General features: G+C 65.4%; 15 protein-coding genes. 2 read left to right on the forward strand and 13 right to left on the reverse strand.

Going from position 1 to position 16636, the window contains the following annotated elements; all coding sequences use genetic code 11:
- Window positions 1-97: 97 nt before the first annotated feature.
- Entirely contained in the window at window positions 98-931 is an 834-nt protein-coding gene (locus GGC65_RS08085; protein WP_192646683.1) for a 3-hydroxybutyrate dehydrogenase, read from the reverse strand.
- Window positions 932-1163: 232 nt separating this feature from the next.
- Here GGC65_RS08085 and GGC65_RS08090 point away from each other — a divergent pair, with 232 nt between their 5' ends.
- Window positions 1164-1622, forward strand: a complete 459-nt coding sequence (locus GGC65_RS08090; protein WP_192646684.1) for a cupin domain-containing protein — start codon at window positions 1164-1166, stop codon at window positions 1620-1622.
- Window positions 1623-1735: 113 nt separating this feature from the next.
- On the forward strand, window positions 1736-2128 hold the full coding sequence (locus GGC65_RS08095; RefSeq protein WP_192646685.1) for a carboxymuconolactone decarboxylase family protein: 393 nt from the start codon (window positions 1736-1738) through the stop codon (window positions 2126-2128).
- Here the strand turns inward: GGC65_RS08095 and GGC65_RS08100 are convergent.
- The 12 genes from GGC65_RS08100 to GGC65_RS08155 all read right to left on the reverse strand — a co-directional run bounded on the left by GGC65_RS08100 (window position 2125) and on the right by GGC65_RS08155 (window position 16631).
- Window positions 2125-3012: a LysR family transcriptional regulator gene (locus GGC65_RS08100; RefSeq protein WP_192646686.1), complete on the reverse strand. Its 888-nt coding sequence runs from the start codon at window positions 3010-3012 to the stop codon at window positions 2125-2127. The genes GGC65_RS08095 and GGC65_RS08100 overlap by 4 nt on opposite strands.
- 62 nt (window positions 3013-3074) lie before the next feature.
- Complete coding sequence (locus GGC65_RS08105) at window positions 3075-4013, reverse strand: YeeE/YedE thiosulfate transporter family protein (protein ID WP_192646687.1); 939 nt, start codon at window positions 4011-4013, stop codon at window positions 3075-3077.
- Window positions 4013-4504, reverse strand: a complete 492-nt coding sequence (locus GGC65_RS08110; RefSeq protein WP_192646688.1) for a DUF302 domain-containing protein — start codon at window positions 4502-4504, stop codon at window positions 4013-4015. Before GGC65_RS08110 ends, GGC65_RS08105 begins: the two co-directional genes overlap by 1 nt.
- A 280-nt stretch (window positions 4505-4784) precedes the next feature.
- On the reverse strand, window positions 4785-6494 hold the full coding sequence (locus GGC65_RS08115; protein ID WP_192646689.1) for an adhesin: 1710 nt from the start codon (window positions 6492-6494) through the stop codon (window positions 4785-4787).
- Window positions 6495-6656: 162 nt separating this feature from the next.
- On the reverse strand, window positions 6657-8519 hold the full coding sequence (locus GGC65_RS08120; RefSeq protein WP_192646690.1) for a 7TM diverse intracellular signaling domain-containing protein: 1863 nt from the start codon (window positions 8517-8519) through the stop codon (window positions 6657-6659).
- Window positions 8497-9162: a LuxR C-terminal-related transcriptional regulator gene (locus tag GGC65_RS08125; RefSeq protein WP_192646691.1), complete on the reverse strand. Its 666-nt coding sequence runs from the start codon at window positions 9160-9162 to the stop codon at window positions 8497-8499. Before GGC65_RS08125 ends, GGC65_RS08120 begins: the two co-directional genes overlap by 23 nt.
- Before the next feature lie 227 nt (window positions 9163-9389).
- Window positions 9390-11060, reverse strand: coding sequence for a flavin-containing monooxygenase (locus tag GGC65_RS08130; protein WP_192646692.1), 1671 nt, complete (start codon window positions 11058-11060; stop codon window positions 9390-9392).
- Window positions 11061-11124: 64 nt separating this feature from the next.
- Window positions 11125-12282, reverse strand: a complete 1158-nt coding sequence (locus GGC65_RS08135; protein WP_225940727.1) for a CaiB/BaiF CoA transferase family protein — start codon at window positions 12280-12282, stop codon at window positions 11125-11127.
- A gap of 263 nt (window positions 12283-12545) precedes the next feature.
- Window positions 12546-13250 carry a TetR/AcrR family transcriptional regulator gene (locus GGC65_RS08140; RefSeq protein WP_192646693.1) on the reverse strand — a complete coding sequence of 235 codons (705 nt, stop codon included), beginning with the start codon at window positions 13248-13250 and terminating at the stop codon, window positions 12546-12548.
- Window positions 13247-14878: a long-chain-fatty-acid--CoA ligase gene (locus GGC65_RS08145; protein ID WP_192646694.1), complete on the reverse strand. Its 1632-nt coding sequence runs from the start codon at window positions 14876-14878 to the stop codon at window positions 13247-13249. The genes GGC65_RS08140 and GGC65_RS08145 overlap by 4 nt, the downstream gene beginning before the upstream one ends.
- Window positions 14878-15909, reverse strand: a complete 1032-nt coding sequence (locus GGC65_RS08150; protein ID WP_192646695.1) for a phosphotransferase family protein — start codon at window positions 15907-15909, stop codon at window positions 14878-14880. The genes GGC65_RS08145 and GGC65_RS08150 overlap by 1 nt, the downstream gene beginning before the upstream one ends.
- A complete protein-coding gene (locus GGC65_RS08155) occupies window positions 15897-16631 on the reverse strand; it encodes an SDR family NAD(P)-dependent oxidoreductase (RefSeq protein WP_192646696.1) in 735 nt (244 codons plus the stop codon). The genes GGC65_RS08150 and GGC65_RS08155 overlap by 13 nt, the downstream gene beginning before the upstream one ends.
- Between the last annotated feature and the right edge of the window lie 5 nt (window positions 16632-16636).

Genomic DNA, 16636 nt, shown 5'->3' on the forward strand with positions numbered 1-16636 from the left:
GCGGAACCCCTGTCGCGCGGCGATGGCCCAATCGGCCTCGAGACGAAGAAGGCGGCAAGATGCGGCGGGAGCGGCGTGTGATTGGAGGTCAGCGGGGTCATTGCGCGGTCCACCCGCCATCGACCGGCAACGCCGCTCCGGTGATCGATTGCGCACCGTCGGAACAGAGGAAGACGGCGAGCGCACCCAGTTCGTCGACGCTCGCGAATTTCTTGCTCGGCTGCGCGGCGAGCAGGACATTTTCGATAACCTCTTCGCGGCCGATCCCACGGGCTCTGGCTGTGTCGCCGATCTGGTTTTCGACGAGCGGCGTCCAGACATAGCCGGGGCAGATCGCATTGCATGTCACACCGTGCCGCGCGCCTTCGAGCGCGACGGTCTTGGTCAGCCCGACGACCCCGTGCTTGGCCGCGACATAGGCGCTCTTGAAAGGCGAGGCGACAAGGCCGTGGGCCGAAGCGACATTGATGATGCGCCCCCAGCCCGCTTCCTTCATCGGCCCGAAGGCGGCGCGGACGGTGTGAAAGGCGGCCGACAGATTGAGCGCGATGATCGCATCCCATTTGTCCGCGGGAAAATCCTCGATCGGACTGACATGCTGGATGCCGGCATTGTTGACGAGGATATCGGCGCGCCCGAAGCGCTGCAGCGCGTCGTCGACCAAGCGGGTCGCACCCTCGGGCTGCGTCAGATTTGCGCTGTCATAATGGACGCGCACGTCGGCACTCGCTTCGATCTGGCAGCAGACACGATCGATCGCTGCGAGCTCGCCGAGCCCGTTGAGGACAATATCGGCGCCCGCATCGGCCAGCGCGCGCGCGATGCCGAGCCCGATCCCGCTCGTCGATCCGGTGACAATGGCGACACGGCCCGCCAGCGGGCGGGCGCTGGGCTGGGCGCGCTTGAGTTCGCCCAACGGCTGAACGGTCATCTTGGCTCTCCTGAATGAATGGATGACCAAAGAATGGAGACATGCACGCCGCGGCGGAAATGCCGTTCGTGCATCGAAACCATGCCGACAATCGAATGTCCGCGCGCAGCGGCCCCGGCTAAATTTCGAGGCGTCCCGGGAAGCGGCCAGCCGTTATCGACCCCCCGCTCCCTCGCGTCGGCGCCGCCGCTTCCCGCGACATCGAATTCTTGCAACAGAAGGAACTATCGCAATGAAGCTCAACCATCTGACGATGGCCGCATTGGCCGCATTGGCCGCATCGACCATCTTCCTCGGCGCCACCCCCGCCTTTGCCGGCACTTGCCCGACCGGGCGCGACGCAGCCAACGCGCTGGCCGACGCGCCGACCGCACCCAGCAACGTCACCGACACCGTGATCGGATCGGTCGACCTCGCCAAGGAAATCGGCGTCGAAAACCGCGACCTGCGTATGCGGCGCCTCGTGGTGCAACCCGGCGGCGTCGTTCCGCTCCACAGCCATGCCGGCCGCCCCGCGCTGATCATCGTCGTGTCGGGCGCCATCACCGAATATCGCAGCAGTTGCGCGGTCGGGATCGACCATGCCGCAGGCGAGATTTCGAGCGAGTCCGACGGCATTTCGCACTGGTGGCGTAACAATGGGTCGGTTCCCGCCGAACTCCTGTCGGCCGACGTGAAGGCACGCGACTGATTGACGGCTTTGGAGCGTGTCCATGCCTCCGTCCCGGACCGCTCCCGGCGCGGCATCGGTGTTTCGACACCGGTCGCCGCGCCGCTCCCGTTTCTCGCGCAAGGAATGATATTTTGACCGACCCCTATCGCGCCGGAATCGACATCCTCTCACAGACTGGTTCGATCCAGGAGGCGCGCCGCAACCGTGCGGCCGAGGTGGCGCCCGATTTCGTACGGACCGCCGTCAGTTTCACCTATGGCGAAATTTTCGCGCGGCCGGGCCTTGACCTCAAGATGCGCGAGCTCGCCGCCGTGGCGGCCTTTGCCGCACTCGGCCGATCGACCGCGCAGCTTCGCCAGCACGTCGAAGCCGCTCTCCATCTCGGCTGGACCAAAACAGAGATTATCGAAGTGCTGATCCAGACCGCCGCGCATTCGGGCGTGGCGATGGCGATCGACGCGATTGCCGATTGCCACGACCTGCTGGTCGAGCGCGATCCAAACTCAACAGCTTGCGAAGACTAGGCGGCGAGCGCCGGCCATTGATGCCGGCGCGCCTCGCGAACGAAGGCACCGAGTGCCGGCGAATGCGGCCGGCCGCGCACCGTCGCGAGATAGATGGTGCGGCTATATTCGGGCTCGATCAACGGGCGCACGATCAGGTCGGGATCGGTGACGCTGTGCTCGGGAAAGAAACCGAAGCCGAGCCCGGCCTTGATCATCTTCTGCACCCACTCATCGCGCGGCGAACTGAACACCTTCTTGGTCGTGACCCCGCGCCGCGCGAAATCCTCGGTGACCATCTGGAACACTTCGCAATTGGCGCGCCCGACATAGGGTTCGCCGTCGAGGTCGGCGGCGCGGATCGCGTTGCGCTCGGCCCAGCGGTGACCGGGCGGCAGGACGATCACAAAACGCTCGCTGAACACCGGTAGCTGATGAAAACCGTCGGGCAGCTCGCCGGGGATACCGACGAGGCTGAGGTGCAGATCGCCCTTCTCGAGCGCGCCGATCATCGCCGATGCCTCGCCGTCGATCACCTTGACCTCGACGTCGGGATGTTCGGTCTGGAAGCGGACGATCAGGTCGGCGACGAGCTGGGGCCCGATCGTGCACATCGCGCCGATCGTCAGCGTGACATGCTCGATCTTCTTCGCCGACACCGCGGCCTCTTTCGCCGCACGTGCCGAGGCGGCCACGCTTTCCAGATACGGAGCCATCATCTGACCCAATTCGGATAGATGCGTATTGCCGCGCTCGCGATGGAACAGCGGGCCGCCAAGCTCATGCTCGAGCTGCTGGATCGCGCGCGTGAGCGCGGGCTGGCTGACGTTGCACTGCTCGGCCGCGCGCGTGAAATTAAGCGTCTGCGCCAGCGCGACAAAATAGCGGATCTGCTGCATTTCCATGGGCGTCGTCCCCAAATCAACGCGGGCGAAGGATATCAGCGTGCAGCCCGGCGTGCCAGTCGCTACGTATTCGCCGCCAACGCGGCGCGGGTTACAAACTCCAGCTTGATCGCGGCAGCGATCGACAGCGTCATTACGCCCACCGCGACCCAGGCGTGTGGGAGCATCGCCGGCAGACCAAGCAGGATCAGCCCGTCGTTGCTGCCGGGAACGAGCGCAGCGCCCATCCCCATCAGCATGCCACCCGCGAGGCAGCGGACGACGGCAGCCGGCCGCGGCCATTCGCGGCGCAGCTTGCCCGCGATCGCCCCGCCCGCGATGGCCCCCGAAAGAAGCGCGACGACCATCGCACCGCGCAACGAGAGCATCGCGTCCATAGAGCGCGCCAATGCCGCCAGCGCGTCGGTGTAGGCCCAATATCCGGCACTCAGCAACGTCGTGACGAAGGTCAGCGCAATCAGCAGGGTCGCGCGATGCGGATGCCACAGATGAACGCCGATCCGCGGCGCGCGCGCCGCCTCGACGACGCGCCAGATTGCAAGAACAGCAACGGCCAGCACGAGAACATATCCGATATTGCCGAAGCCAAATGATATCGCGTGCTGGCTCTCGGGTGCCGGAAAAGGAACAAGGCAGCCGATGAAAAAACCGACCGGGGTCGCAAGCCACGCCCATTGCCCCGACCCGATCCGCGCGACCGCTCCGAAAACGCACGCCTGGTTCACCCATGCGCCAATGCCGAGCAGAAGCCCGCCGGCGATCGTCGCGCCATCGACCGCATAGGCGGGGAACGTCATCTGCAACCACCCCGTCGCCGCTGCGATCGTGGCAAGGCCGCCTGCCCAGACCGCCGCTTCGGCCAGCGCCACTGCGCGCGTGGCGCGGCCCGCACTCAATATCTCGTCGACCGCGGCGACCATGCAGGTCGCGCCGCGCTGGATAGCGAGCCCCATCAGGGCGGCGGACGCCAGCGCGACGAGAAGGACGCCCGCCGACGACATCAATGTGTCGCAGCTGTAGCGATCGAAAGGGTCACCTCGCTCGCCATCTTGAATTGCGCCGTGCGGTCGGTGATCGAATAGCGGCTCGCGATAGCCGAAAAATCGGTCCAGGAGACGGTAACCGCACCGGCGGCGTCTTCCGTGACGAGCATGCGAACGGGCCAGTCGAGCCCGGCGTAAGGGTTCGATTGAAGAAACTGGACGCCGAGCGGCGGGTTGCCGAACAGCACCAGCGTCGACCGGCCGAGCGGCAGTCCGGCGCCCCCGGCAAGCTCGGCCTGATCGATCGTCGCGAAATGGCGAATGCCTTTCGCCGCGACATCGCCTGTCAGTTTCGTGACGGTGTCGTCGAACCCGTTCGCGCTCTTCAGGGTGAGGATGTCGGCGGCACGCTCAGCCCGAATCGGTGTATCTGCGGTTTGAGCACAGACAGGCGAGCAAATGCAGGCCGCGGCCGTGAAGAGCAGCGTGAGATAGGATAGACGGGGCATCGGCAGTCTCCTGTGAACGAATGCCGGCACTTATGGCTGCTGTGCCGTTTCACAAAAAATGCCGGTTGCTTATGGTGTTTATGTGCGGCGCGCATGGCATACGCTTCGCATCGCCGCGACCCGCCGGTCGCGTGCTTCGAGCTTTGTAGCCCCGCTTTTCGAACCCTGGTTGGCCGCTTTTGGGAGGTGGCGGACTGCTAGCTCTTGGCGGTTTCAACCTGAGAACTGACATTCCGCATCCGATTGCGCGCCCTTCGTCAAGAGCAGACCGTCGCGCAGATCAGAATCCGAGGGCTACGCCCACGCGACCCCCGGTCGACCCCTTCGCGGTGGAACCGGCGAACCCGCCGTTCAGATAGACGCGCGGCGACGCGCGCACGACGACGGCACCCGAAAAGCCCTGCTCGCCGCGATAGGTCGCGAGATTGAAAGACACTGACGCATTGCTGTCGGGCACGATCATCGTACCGCCCAGCGCCATCGCCGCTGCAATCCCGCCATTGACCTGTTGGAACCCGCGATTGGACGCTAGTTCGAGAAGGTCGACGCGACTGTCGAGGTCGCTGAGACCGCTGTCGAGCGCGCCAATCGCGGACCCTACGTCGCGATAGGTCGCGCCCTGAACGGCATATTGCGGTGCGGTCATCGTTCCCGTTGCGCTGTCATAGGAAGCCCCGCCGCCCAGAACGGTGGCGGTCGCCTGTCCGAGCGAGGTGTTGCGCGCGAGCGCGGTATTAGCTGTCGCCTGCGAGGCATTTGCCGTTGCCTGCGCCTGTGTGGCGGTCGTTTGTGCCGTTGTCGCGCTGGTCAGCGCCGTGCCGGCGGCCGCCTGGGCCAAGGCGGCATCGCTTCGGGCCAAATTCGCGGTTCCCTGCGCCGTCGCGGCTTCACTGCGCGCCGTGTCCGCCGTCGTTTGCGCTGAAGCGGCGTTGGCAATCGCCGTATCGGCCGCCGCCTGCGCTGTCGATGCATTGGCGAGCGCGGTGTTGGCGGTGGCCTGCGCCACCGCGGCCTCGTTCCGCGCGATGCCGGCTGTCGACTGAGCGCCAGCGGCATCCGCGAGCGCGGTGCCGGCCGTGGCCTGTGCCGCCGCGGAATTCGTCAGCGCCGTACCGGCGGCCGTCTGCGCCGCTGTCGCGGTGGACGCGGCGGAGTTGGCCGTCTGCTGCGTGGCAAACAGCTGGCTGCCATTGACCGCATCGGTGCTTGTCGCGCCCACAGCGCCCGCGCCGACATTGGTCAGGGTGCGCGTCTGGCCCGCCGAGCCGAAGGATACGGTGTTGCTCCCCGTCGCCACCGAGTTCGCGCCAATGGCGACGCTGTTCGTCGCGCCCGACGCGACCTGGCTGCCCGAACCGAGCGCCACGCTGCTTGCAGCCAGCGCTGACGCGCCGGCCGATCCATTGTAGGCGCCGCCGATCGCGGTGCTGCCGTCGCCCGAGGCGACAGCGCCTTGTGTCGTACCCAGGGCGCTGCCGAGCGCAATGGCCGAGACGCCCGATGCCTGCGCGCCGCTCCCGCCCGTCTGCCCTGTAAATCCGCAGCATCCGTTGCCGCCGACGCCCCCGGCGCCGACCGCAATAGCGCCGCTCGCCGACGCCGACGCACCGGTGCCCCCGGTCCCGCCGGTCCCGCCGGCAGTTCCATAGCCGCCGGTTCCACCGCCCCCGATTGCCGTCGCCGCGCCGGCGGTCGCCTGCGCCCCAGCGCCGCCGACGCCGCCGATCGCCCCCGAATTTGAGGTCCCGCCCGAACCGCCCGCGCCGATCGCAGTGCCGCCGTCGCCTGTCACGGTTGGGGCGCTCCCTCCGGCGCCGCCGGTTCCGCCGCTGTCGGCCACGCCGGTCGAGCCCCCCGTGCCAACGACCACACCATCCGCAAAGGCATTGCCGGGCGACAGAAAGGCCAATGCGCTCGCATAGCCAAACGCATGCGCAAGGCGCCGCTTTGCTGTCGACTGCGCCCGCGCGCCGGTGCCGGAATTGATCATCGCGATGTCCCCCTTCTGTCCCGGCGTGCCGGGATGATCGCGCTCGCACAGCCTTGGCTGCGCGAGCGCGCCTCTTCACACCCGGTGGCCCCCAATCCGAGCGCGGGCCGCTTCAAGCACCGGGACAGGAAAAGGAAAATACCTGAAATCAGGTAGATGGCCTTAGCTTTTCGTTAAGCTATTCACCGGCGCTTGTGAAATTTCGAGGATCACCATCGTGCCATCACGGGTCGAACGGATATCGAGCGCCCCACCGAGCCGCGCGGCGCGCGAAGCCATGCTCCGCAGACCAAGCCCTTCGTCGCGCGCGCAAGCCGGATCGAAACCGCGCCCATTGTCGCTTATGGTCAGCGTCAGTCGGTCGCCGATAGACGCCAGCGCGACGGCAATCTCGCTGGCACCGCTGTGCCGAAGCGCATTGGTGACCCCCTCCTGCACGACGCGCGTGATGTCGAGGCTCTGCGCGAACGGCAGTATATGGGCTCCTGCTCCGTCGAGCCGCCAGTTGCACTTGATGTCCTGATTTTCGCAGAGCAGCGTCAGCCGCGATCGAAGGGGCGCGATCCATTCCGTCAGCGACCGGTCGGCCGCCTGTGCGCCGGTGGTCGTGTCGATGATTAGCCGCAGTTCCTCGCGCAGTTCCTTCAGGATCGAAAGGAAGCGTCCCGCGGGAACTGCACGCTCGCCATGCTCCAGCACCGCGATGTTGTTGACCAGCGTCGTCCCCATGCCATCGTGCAGGTTGCGCACCAGGTCGATCCGTTCGGCCATCCGGCTTCCGGCGAGTTCGAGTTCATGCTGGCGCCGGAGAGCGGCCGCCGTCTCCCGTCTTGCCACCTCGACCTTTTCGCCGAGTTCCTCGTTGAAGCGTTCGACGCGCGTCGCCGCCGACACGAAGCGCCAAGCAAGGACCGTCGCCATGCAGATGATCAGCATCTGCGAGGTCACCGGCGAATAATAGATATTGTCGTCGAGCAGCCCGGCGAAGGTCAGATTGTCATGCGCGCCCGCGGCGATCGTCAGCACGTTGCTGACGTTGAGCACCCAATGGTCGATGCGCCGGCTACGCGCGGTTTGCACAAAGAGGAACAAGACCGCGCCGCAATAGATCGCAAAGGCCGCACCCGACATCGCCACCCGCGTCGTATCGATCAGGCTGTGCGGAACGGCGACCAGACACAGTGCGCCGACGGCAAACCCCGCCCACAGCAGCATCTCGGCACGCGGATAGCGGCGATCGAGGAAGCGAAGAATGAAAAGGCAGTGGCTGACCGCGAACAGGAGCAGGAAGACGATCGTCGTCCGCGCCCATCCGTCGGTGGTCGCGAACGGCCATGGACTGCGCGCGACGAGGTTCAGCGAATAGCCCGCCCAGGCGAAGGTCGCCATGCTGTACCAGCCATAGGCGGTCTCGCGCCGCCGCATCAGCCAGATCGCAAGGAAGAAGGAGGCAAGCGCGACGGTGATACCGAGGTTGAAGGTCGGCAGTGTTCGCCGCACGATCTGTGCCGCGTCGTAACGAGCCGATATCCGCGCCGGATCACCAAGGGTCGCGACGCCGAGGCCCGGCTGATAGACGGCCTGCCCCGACACGCGCACGAGCAGGACATTTTTGCCCTCGCGCAACATGGGCGGCGCGAGTTGCCATCGCCGCGGCGCATTCCACGAGCGCGAGAGCGGCTCGACGAGCCGGGGGTCGCGCTCGAGCAGCTGCCCGTTGAGATAGGCCGCGCCGGCCAGTGTCCAGTAATCGATCATCAGCGCCGTGGGCCGAGCCGCATCTCCCTGTTGCCATGTCAGCCGGTACCAGACGACGCCGTCGAAACGCGGCCAGCGCCGCGACCAGTCATCGGGCAGCGTGACCCGCTCCCATCCCGAATTCGGAGGCACCGCCGCATTCCAGTCCGAACGTGCCGCCTCGATGGTCCGGAAACCGACGGTCCCCTCCTTCGCCGCCGCCTCATCGACAGCCACGACCACGAGGAACAGGCACGCGAGCCACCTAAGGCAGGAAACCACGCGCACGCGCCTCGAAAATGGCCTCGGTACGCGACCGGACTGCCAGCTTTTTATAGATATTCCGCACATGACATTCGACCGTGAATCGCGAAAGCGAAACGATCTCGGCGATTTCCTTGTTCGTCAGCCCCTTGCTGACGAGGTTCAATATCTCGACCTCGCGCGGGCTCAGCACCGATTGCGGCACGTGCGCCAGCGCACCGCCCGGCGCTGCGGCGGCCAGCGAACCGAAGGTCGACAGGATATGCCGGGCGACAAAGGGGTCGATCGGCGCGCCACCACGCAGGACGCTGCGTATCGACAGCTTGATCTCGATATCGTCGCGCTCTTTCAGCAGATAACCTGTCGCGCCCGAACGAAGCGCCCGCATGATGATATGCTCGTCGCTCCAGGCCGATATCACGAGGATCGGAAGCGCCGGGTCGCGGCCGTGCAGAAATTCAATCAGGTCGATCCCATTGCCGTCGGGCAGCCCGACGTCGATGAGCGCCATCGCAAAGGGCTGTTCCTCGATCAATCGCCGTGCATCGGCGATCGTCGTCGCGAAGGACAGCGCATCCCGGCTATATCCCATCTCTTCGAGAATGGAACGCAGCCGGATGTGCATCATCGCCTGATCCTCGACCAAGAGGAGCGGCGCGGGCAGCATCGGCTCGTCAATGTCTGGCGCAGGATCAATCAAATGGGCAGGTCCGCCGGCTGGAGAGCGCGACCCGTCTGCCGCAATATGACAATACATCCGCCGTTCCGCCTGACCATAGCGGAAATCAGTTATAGCGAAGCACGGTCCCTTGCGACCTATGACAAGCGCCGGGCCGCCTCTGGCCGGACAACGAACGTAAGCGTCAGAGCGGCGCTGCAGATGATCGCAACGGATTAACGCGCCGCGACAGCGCGCTCATAGGTCGATAGCGTCTTGAACTCCAGTTCGGGAAAGCCTTCGGCAGCCGATTTGTCGAGCGCGTCATAATAGAGGTTCGCGCCGCCGAAATAGATGAGGACGCGTGCGCCCTTGTCGTCGCGGTTGGCGCCCATCATCCACGAATTGACCTTGTCGCCTTCGTTCATCAGCGTCTGGCCGTGGATATCCGCGGTTGCCGCAGTCCATTCGCGTTCGGCCTCTTCGCGCGGCTCGAAAATATCCATCCCCTCGCGTCCCATCTTGCCGATGCAACGCGATATCCAGATCGCATTCTGCTCGATCGAGGTCGGCAGGTTGGCAAAGGGCGCCTGCGGTCCGGTGACGGTGAACATATTGGGGAAGCCCGCGACGCAGACCCCCATGATGCACGCCGATTCTTGCTGCCATTTTTCGCGCAGCGTCTGCCCGCCGGTACCACGGATCGGAAAGGCTTCGAGCGCGCCGGTATATGCCTTGAAGCCCGTCGCCAGCACGATGATGTCGAATTCATAGTCCGCGTGCGTCGTGCGCACCCCGGTTTCGGTGATCTCGACGAGCGGCTCCTGCTTCTTGATGTCGACCAGATGCACATTGTCGCGGTTGAAGGCTTCGAAATAGCCATGGTCGAGCGGCGGGCGCTTCGCGAACAGCGGATAGTCGTCGAAGCTGGGCGTCAGCAGGTCGGCGAGCGCGGGGTCGTTAACGCGCTCGCGCATCTTGGCAGCGATGAAGTCGCCCGCGATCCGGTTCGCCTCGGGACTGGCGAGCAGATCGTCGAACGTCTCGAAAACCCAGCGGAAGCTGCCGGTCCAATTCTCTTCGAAGATGCGCTGCCGCTCCTCGGGCGCCGTGTCCATCACATTGCGTCCGACCGGACTGTCGAACGCCATGCCGAAGACATGGTTGCGGCACTTGGCGACGATCGCCTGGTAATTGTCCTTAATCTCCTTTTCCCACTCGGGGGTCATGTCTTTCTGCATTGCGGGGAGGACGTAATTCGGCGTGCGCTGGAACACCGTCACGCTGCCCGCGGTTTCGGCCACGACGGGCAGCATCTGCACGGTCGTGGCGCCGGCGCCGATGATCCCGACCTTCTTGCCGGCATAATCCAGTCCTTCGTGCGGCCAGCGCGAGGAGTGGAAGATGGGGCCCTTGAAACGATCCATACCGGGGATCTTCGGGATCATCGGCTCCGAAATCATGCCCATGCCGCTGATGAAATATTTGCTCGTAAAGACATCGCCGTCGCCCGTCGTGACCTGCCAGCAGCCGCGCTCCTCCAGATAGTCGGCCTCGACAATCTCGGTATCGAGCTGGATGTGCGGCCACATGTCGCATTTGTCGGCGACGAAGCGCATGTAATTCTGGGTTTCCTCGCGGCCGGGATAGCGTTTCGTCCACGACCATTCCTGAAGCAGTTCGGGCGAGAAAGTGAGGCAGTAATAATAGCTCTCGCTGTCGGTCGCGGCGCCCGGATAGCGATTCCATGTCCACGTGCCGCCGATGTCCGACGCCCGGTCGAACACGCGGACGGTGAGGCCCAACTCGCGCAGATAATGGATCAGCGCGAGGCCTGCAAAACCAGCCCCGATCACGATCGCGTCATAGTCCACCGCGGGCCCGCTTGAATTGTTCTTCTCGGTCATCTGTCTCACTCTCCACAAGTCCGACGGCGCCTTATCCGGCGCTCGTCCTGCTCTTCCAAAGCTCTCAGCCCGCCGTCACGCGATCGGGGTCCATGGCGCCAATTTCGGCGAGGATCGCCGCGCGATCGGAATCGCGCTGCCACATTTTGGGCATAACGACGTCGGTGTCCGCGAAGCGCGGCGCGGGGCGCGGCTGCATCCAGCCGCCGGCCTCGACATAGCTGCCGCGTGCGCGGCTGTGCTCGTGCGCTGTCGCGTCGGCCATCGTCAGCACTTCGCTGTAACAACAGTCGCGCGATTGCAGTCGCGCGGTCCATGTTGCACGCGGTTCGCCGGCGAAAATCGCGGCGAGCCGCGCCTTCATCGCGGGCCATCGCGACTGGTCGTGCTGCGCGGCGAAAAGCGGGTCACCACCCAGCCCCAGCGCATCGACAAGCCGCGCATAAAATTGCGCCTCGATCGCCCCGATCGCGACAAAGCGGCCGTCGGCGCAGGCATAGCAGGCATAAAAGGGCGCGCCGCCGTCGAGCAGGTTCTGGCCGCGCCCGCGGTCCCACATGCCATTGTGCCGCAGCGACCACATGCCCGCCATCAACGCCGCGGCGCCATCGGCCATGCTGCAATCGATCACGCGCCCCGCGCCGCTCTGCCGCGCCGCGAGCAGCGCCGACACAAATCCGAACGCCAGCAGCATCCCGCCGCCGCCATAATCGCCGATCAGGTTCAGCGGCGGCATCGGTGGCTCGCCCTCGCAGCCGAGGGCGGCAAGGCATCCGCTGATCGAAATATAGTTGAGATCGTGTCCCGCCTTGTCGGCGAGCGGGCCATCCTGTCCCCAACCGGTCATTCGTCCGTAAACCAGCGCCGGGTTGCGCTCCATCAAGACGGCGGGACCCAGCCCCAGGCGCTCTGCCACGCCCGGCCGGAACCCCTCGATCAGGCCGTCGGCGGTTTCAACAAGGCGAGCGACGATCTCGACCGCCTCGGGTCGTTTCAGGTCGAGCGTGATCGACCGCCGCGACCGCAGCAGGACATCGCGCCCCTGATCCTGCGACAGCGGGTCGCTGCCGCCCGGCCGGTCGATGCGGATCACCTCGGCACCATGGTCAGCGAGCATCATGCCACAAAAGGGGGCCGGGCCGATCCCGGCGAGTTCGATGACGCGCACGCCATCGAGCACAGGCCGCATCAAACCGCTGTCGATGCGATCCGTGCAGTTCATCCGATAGGGTTCCCGGGAAACAGACGATTGAGCGAGTATCCGGCAGCGCCCTTTGGCGCCACCATGGCGACCGAATGGCCCAAAACACTGCGCAACGGCAGCGGTTCGACAGCCTTTGCCAAGCCAGCTCTCCCAATATCTTCGATGCCTTCATGGCATCTCATGAATTTATTTGTTAGCGTCTAGCAAATGAAAAATCAAGTGCGAATAGAATCACATAAATTATTGCACTTATTGATTTTAAACGAGCCTTCGCGAAAGAATCAGTAGGCGATCCCGAATGCCTTAGCCGTCGAACGGCGATAGGCTTCGAACTGCTTCGGCAGATCGACATTTTCGGGCGCGACGAGCCACTGATAGATCGTCCCGAAGATGAAGCTGCAGAAGCCAAAGGCATAGCATTCGGCGTCAACCGACGCGTCGATCTCGCCAGCGGCGATGCCCTCTTCGACCCAGTGCGCGACATCGCTGCGATAAATTGCGTGATAGGCGGACAGATGATCGCGCACATCATTGTGCGAGCTGATCGATTCAAACCACAGGATGTACATTGCCTGCATATAGCCCGAGTGACTCGACAGGAATCCCTCGACCGCGCGCAAGGCGGCGAGGCAGGCCTGCGCGCCGCCACGCGTACCGACCTTGTTCGCCAGCTCGCGCGTCCAGCTGGTGTTGAAATGCAGCACCAGCTGACCGAACAGCGCATCCTTCGATCCGAAACGGCTCGATGCGAGCCCGCGCGAATAGCCGGCGCGTTCGCCGACTTCCTTCAGCGTCGTCGCGTGCGTCCCCTGTTCGACGATCAGCTGCATCGCGGCGTCGAACATCCGGGCGTCGGACAGCGCGGTGCGCTCCGCCTGCGTGCGGCGAACGGCGCGCGGCTTGGCGCGCACCTTGGCGGGAGCCGGCTGGACCTCTGTCACCTCGCGCAGCGAGGCCTTGCCCTTCATCGACGACGGTGCGTTCATGAAGATTCATCAATCCTTTCAAAAGCCGTTTTGCCCGTCGCGACGGCCTCGCGCAGCGCCTGCTTGTCAATCTTGCCGACGCTGGTCAACGGCAGAGTGTCGGCGTGCGCCCAGTATTCGGGTATCCAGAAACGTGCAACGCGGTCGTTCAGGGCGCGGCGCAGGCCCGCGAAATCGGGTCGCGCGCCGTCGGTCGTGGTGACGATGGCGAGCGGCCGCTCCTCCCAGCGCGGATCGGCGACGCCGATCACCGCGGCGAGGTCGACGCCCGCGAGGCTTGCGACATGATTCTCGAGTTCTGCCGAGGGTATCCATTCGCCGCCCGACTTGATGAGATCCTTCATCCGGTCGGTGACCTGGACATAGCCGCGTTCGTCGATCGTCCCGGCATCGCCGGTATCGAGCCAGCCGTCGGCGGTCAGCACATCGGTGCCCGCACCGCGATGATAGCCGCGCGCGATCCACGCGCCGCGCAATTGCAACCGGCCGACGCTCTTGCCGTCCTCGGCGACGCGCTTGCCGTCATCGTCGACCAGCCGCACCGACACTCCCGCGACCGGACGCCCGCTTTTCGCGCGCAAATGGCGCGCTTCCTCGCCCGCCGCGTCAGCAGCGGGATGCGACAGGACGCAGAGCGGGCTGGTTTCGGTCATCCCCCACCCCTGGATCAGCGGCACATTCCAGCGGCGCTCGACATCGGCGATCAGCCCTTCAGAGACGGCCGAACCGCCCGCAACGATGACGCGAAAACTCCCCATATAGACCGGCTCGGCGGCATCGGCGCGCAGCAGATCGTTGAGGATTGTCGGCACAGTGGCGGTAAAGGTCGGCGCGGTGGCACGGACCATCCGGCGGATCGCCTCGGGCTGCAGGTGCGGCCCCGGCAGCACAAAATCGGCGCCTGCAAGCCACCCCGAATAGGGAAGCCCCCACGCATTGGCATGGAACATCGGCGGCATCAGGAGGATCGTGTCGCGGTCGCTCAGCGCAAACGCATTCGCCGCCATTGACGCGAGGCTGTGCAGGAATATCGTGCGGTGCGAATAGACGACGCCCTTGGGATTGCCTGTCGTTCCGGAGGTATAACAGGTTGCGGCCGCCGCCGTTTCGTCGGGCACCGGAAATTCGGCGAGCGGCGCCTGGCCGGCGATAAAATCCTCGTAGGACGTCCAGGGCTTTTCCAGTCCGATGAGTCCTGTGGTGTCACCGGTGACGATGACATGCCCCAGCGCGTCGAGCGAATTGACCTGCGGCAACACCCCGGCGAGGAGCGCGCCATCGGCGATCAGCAGCGCATCCTCGGCATCGGCCATGATGAAGCGGATCTGGTCGGGATGAAGCCGCACGTTGAGCGTGTGGAGCACCGCGCCCATCGTCGGCACCGCCAGATAGGCCTCGATATGCGCAAAATCGTTCCAGCTGAGCGTTGCGACACGCGTGTTCGGCCCCACGCCCGCCGCCCGGAGCGCCGCGGCAAGACGGCGGGCGCGCTCGGCGGTCTCGGCAAAGCTGCGCCAGATCACCTGCTCGCCGTCGAACAGGCCGATACGACTGGTCGCATGGATGCGTTCGCCGTGCGCGAAGATCGTCGCGGTTCCCAACGGTTCGTGCATCATCGTGGCGTCCATCACGCCATCCCCTCGCCGCGCGCGATCCGCTGCGCGGCGTCGAGCAACGCCGGCACATCATGCTCGAGGCCGCGTTCATACGGTCCGTCGACCTGCCCTTCACGATACAGGACATGGGCGCCCTCGACGATCGCAGCGAGACGCCAGAGCGCGAAGGCCTGAAAATATCCCAGTCGGTCGATCGACAGCCCCGTCGCATCGGCCCAGCGCCGCGCGAGGTCGCCGCCGCCGACCACGCCCGCGACGTTCGACACGCGCTGGACGAACGCAAAGCCCAGCGGCAGGTTTTCGTCGCGGCTCCACATCGCGGTGACCAATCCGACATCGACGAGCGGATCGGCAAGCGTCGCCATCTCCCAATCGAGGATCGCCAGCAGTTTCGGCTCGGCCAGATCCATCAGTACATTGTCAAGATGATAGTCGCAGTGCACGATCCGCACCGCTTCGGGCGCCGGCGCGTTGTTGGCGAGCCAAGCACCGAGCGTTTCGATCAACGGCAGGTCGCGGACCGCGTGCGCCGCTCGCACCCCGCGCCAGCGCTCGATCTGGCGGCTGACGAAGTTCCGCGCCTTATCGGCATCGCCCAGCCCCGTAGGAACGGGCTTGATGGCATGGACGCTCGCGAGCGCGTCGATCAACGCATGACCGATGGCATCGCGTGTCGCGACATCGTCGGGATAGCCATCCGGCAGCGCATCGGTGATCGCCGCACCGCGCACAAAGCGGGTCAACGAAAAGGGCGCGCCGAGCACCTCCACATTATCGCAGAAGAGGATCGGCTCGGCGACCGGCGCCTTGCCCGCGATCGCCGAGATGAAGCGATACTCGCGCGCGATGCCGGCGGCCGCAAGGTCGGATACGGTATCGGCCGGGGGATGCCGCAGCACCATCGGGCCGCTCGCACTTTCGACAAGGCTCGTGACATTGGCGTTGCCGCCGGTCAGAGGGCGAACGATCTGCGCATCGGCAATCCCCGCCTCCGCTTCCAGCCAGCGGGCGAGCCGCTCGGCCGGGTCGCTCACAATCTGCACAGCAGGCCGCCGTCGTTCGAGATGATCGAACCGGTCATATAGGGCGACCCCGCCACCCACCAGACGACGTCGGCCAGCTCCTCCGCCGTGCCTTCGCGGCCGAGCGGGATGCCCGCCACCAGCTTGGCCTTGGCGCGCGCCGATATCCCGTTTGTCATTTCGGTCGAGGTCAGCCCTGGAATGACCAGATTGACGCGAATGCCGCGCCGCGCCAGCTCGACCGCCAGCACCTGGGTCAGCCCCACGAGCCCCGCCTTGGACGCACCGTACGCCGCGTCGCCCGAAAAGCCGCGCAACCCGACGACCGCACCGATATTCACAATCGAAGCGCCCTCACCCAGATGCGGCAAGGCCGCGCGCACGAAATTGAACGGGCCCGTCAAATTGGTGTCGATCACCGCCTGCCAGTCGTCCTGCGCCAACGCGCCGACCAGCCCGCCGCGATGGAGCCCCGCATTGTTTATCAGCACATCGATGCCGCCCCAGCGCTCGACGACCTCGGCGCAAAGCCCGGCGACCGCCGCCGGATCGGTCACGTCGGCGGTCAGGCCGATCGCATCGGCGCCGATTGCTTTTGCCTGCGCATCGATATCGGCCCCGCGCGCGACAAGCGCGACCTTGTCCCCCTTGCTCGCGGCCAACCGGGCGATCGCGAGGCCCAGGCCCCGCGATGCGCCCGTGACGACCCATCGGCGCTGTTCGGACTTCGATGTCTTGGCCATTCCGG

This window comes from Sphingopyxis sp. OAS728 (genome assembly GCF_014873485.1).
Taxonomy (GTDB): domain Bacteria; phylum Pseudomonadota; class Alphaproteobacteria; order Sphingomonadales; family Sphingomonadaceae; genus Sphingopyxis.

Excerpts from the sequence above, each read along its gene's own strand:
- GGC65_RS08085 (WP_192646683.1), bottom strand. The coding sequence starts at position 931 with ATGACCGTTCAGCCGTTGGGCGAACTCAAGCGCGCCCAGCCCAGCGCC.
- GGC65_RS08090 (WP_192646684.1), top strand. The coding sequence starts at position 1,164 with ATGAAGCTCAACCATCTGACGATGGCCGCATTGGCCGCATTGGCCGCA.
- GGC65_RS08100 (WP_192646686.1), bottom strand. The coding sequence starts at position 3,012 with ATGGAAATGCAGCAGATCCGCTATTTTGTCGCGCTGGCGCAGACGCTT.
- GGC65_RS08105 (WP_192646687.1), bottom strand. The coding sequence starts at position 4,013 with ATGTCGTCGGCGGGCGTCCTTCTCGTCGCGCTGGCGTCCGCCGCCCTG.
- GGC65_RS08110 (WP_192646688.1), bottom strand. The coding sequence starts at position 4,504 with ATGCCCCGTCTATCCTATCTCACGCTGCTCTTCACGGCCGCGGCCTGC.
- GGC65_RS08115 (WP_192646689.1), bottom strand. The coding sequence starts at position 6,494 with ATGATCAATTCCGGCACCGGCGCGCGGGCGCAGTCGACAGCAAAGCGG.
- GGC65_RS08125 (WP_192646691.1), bottom strand. The coding sequence starts at position 9,162 with ATGCTGCCCGCGCCGCTCCTCTTGGTCGAGGATCAGGCGATGATGCAC.
- GGC65_RS08130 (WP_192646692.1), bottom strand. The coding sequence starts at position 11,060 with ATGACCGAGAAGAACAATTCAAGCGGGCCCGCGGTGGACTATGACGCG.
- GGC65_RS08135 (WP_225940727.1), bottom strand. The coding sequence starts at position 12,282 with ATGAACTGCACGGATCGCATCGACAGCGGTTTGATGCGGCCTGTGCTC.
- GGC65_RS08140 (WP_192646693.1), bottom strand. The coding sequence starts at position 13,250 with ATGAACGCACCGTCGTCGATGAAGGGCAAGGCCTCGCTGCGCGAGGTG.
- GGC65_RS08145 (WP_192646694.1), bottom strand. The coding sequence starts at position 14,878 with ATGGACGCCACGATGATGCACGAACCGTTGGGAACCGCGACGATCTTC.
- GGC65_RS08155 (WP_192646696.1), bottom strand. The coding sequence starts at position 16,631 with ATGGCCAAGACATCGAAGTCCGAACAGCGCCGATGGGTCGTCACGGGC.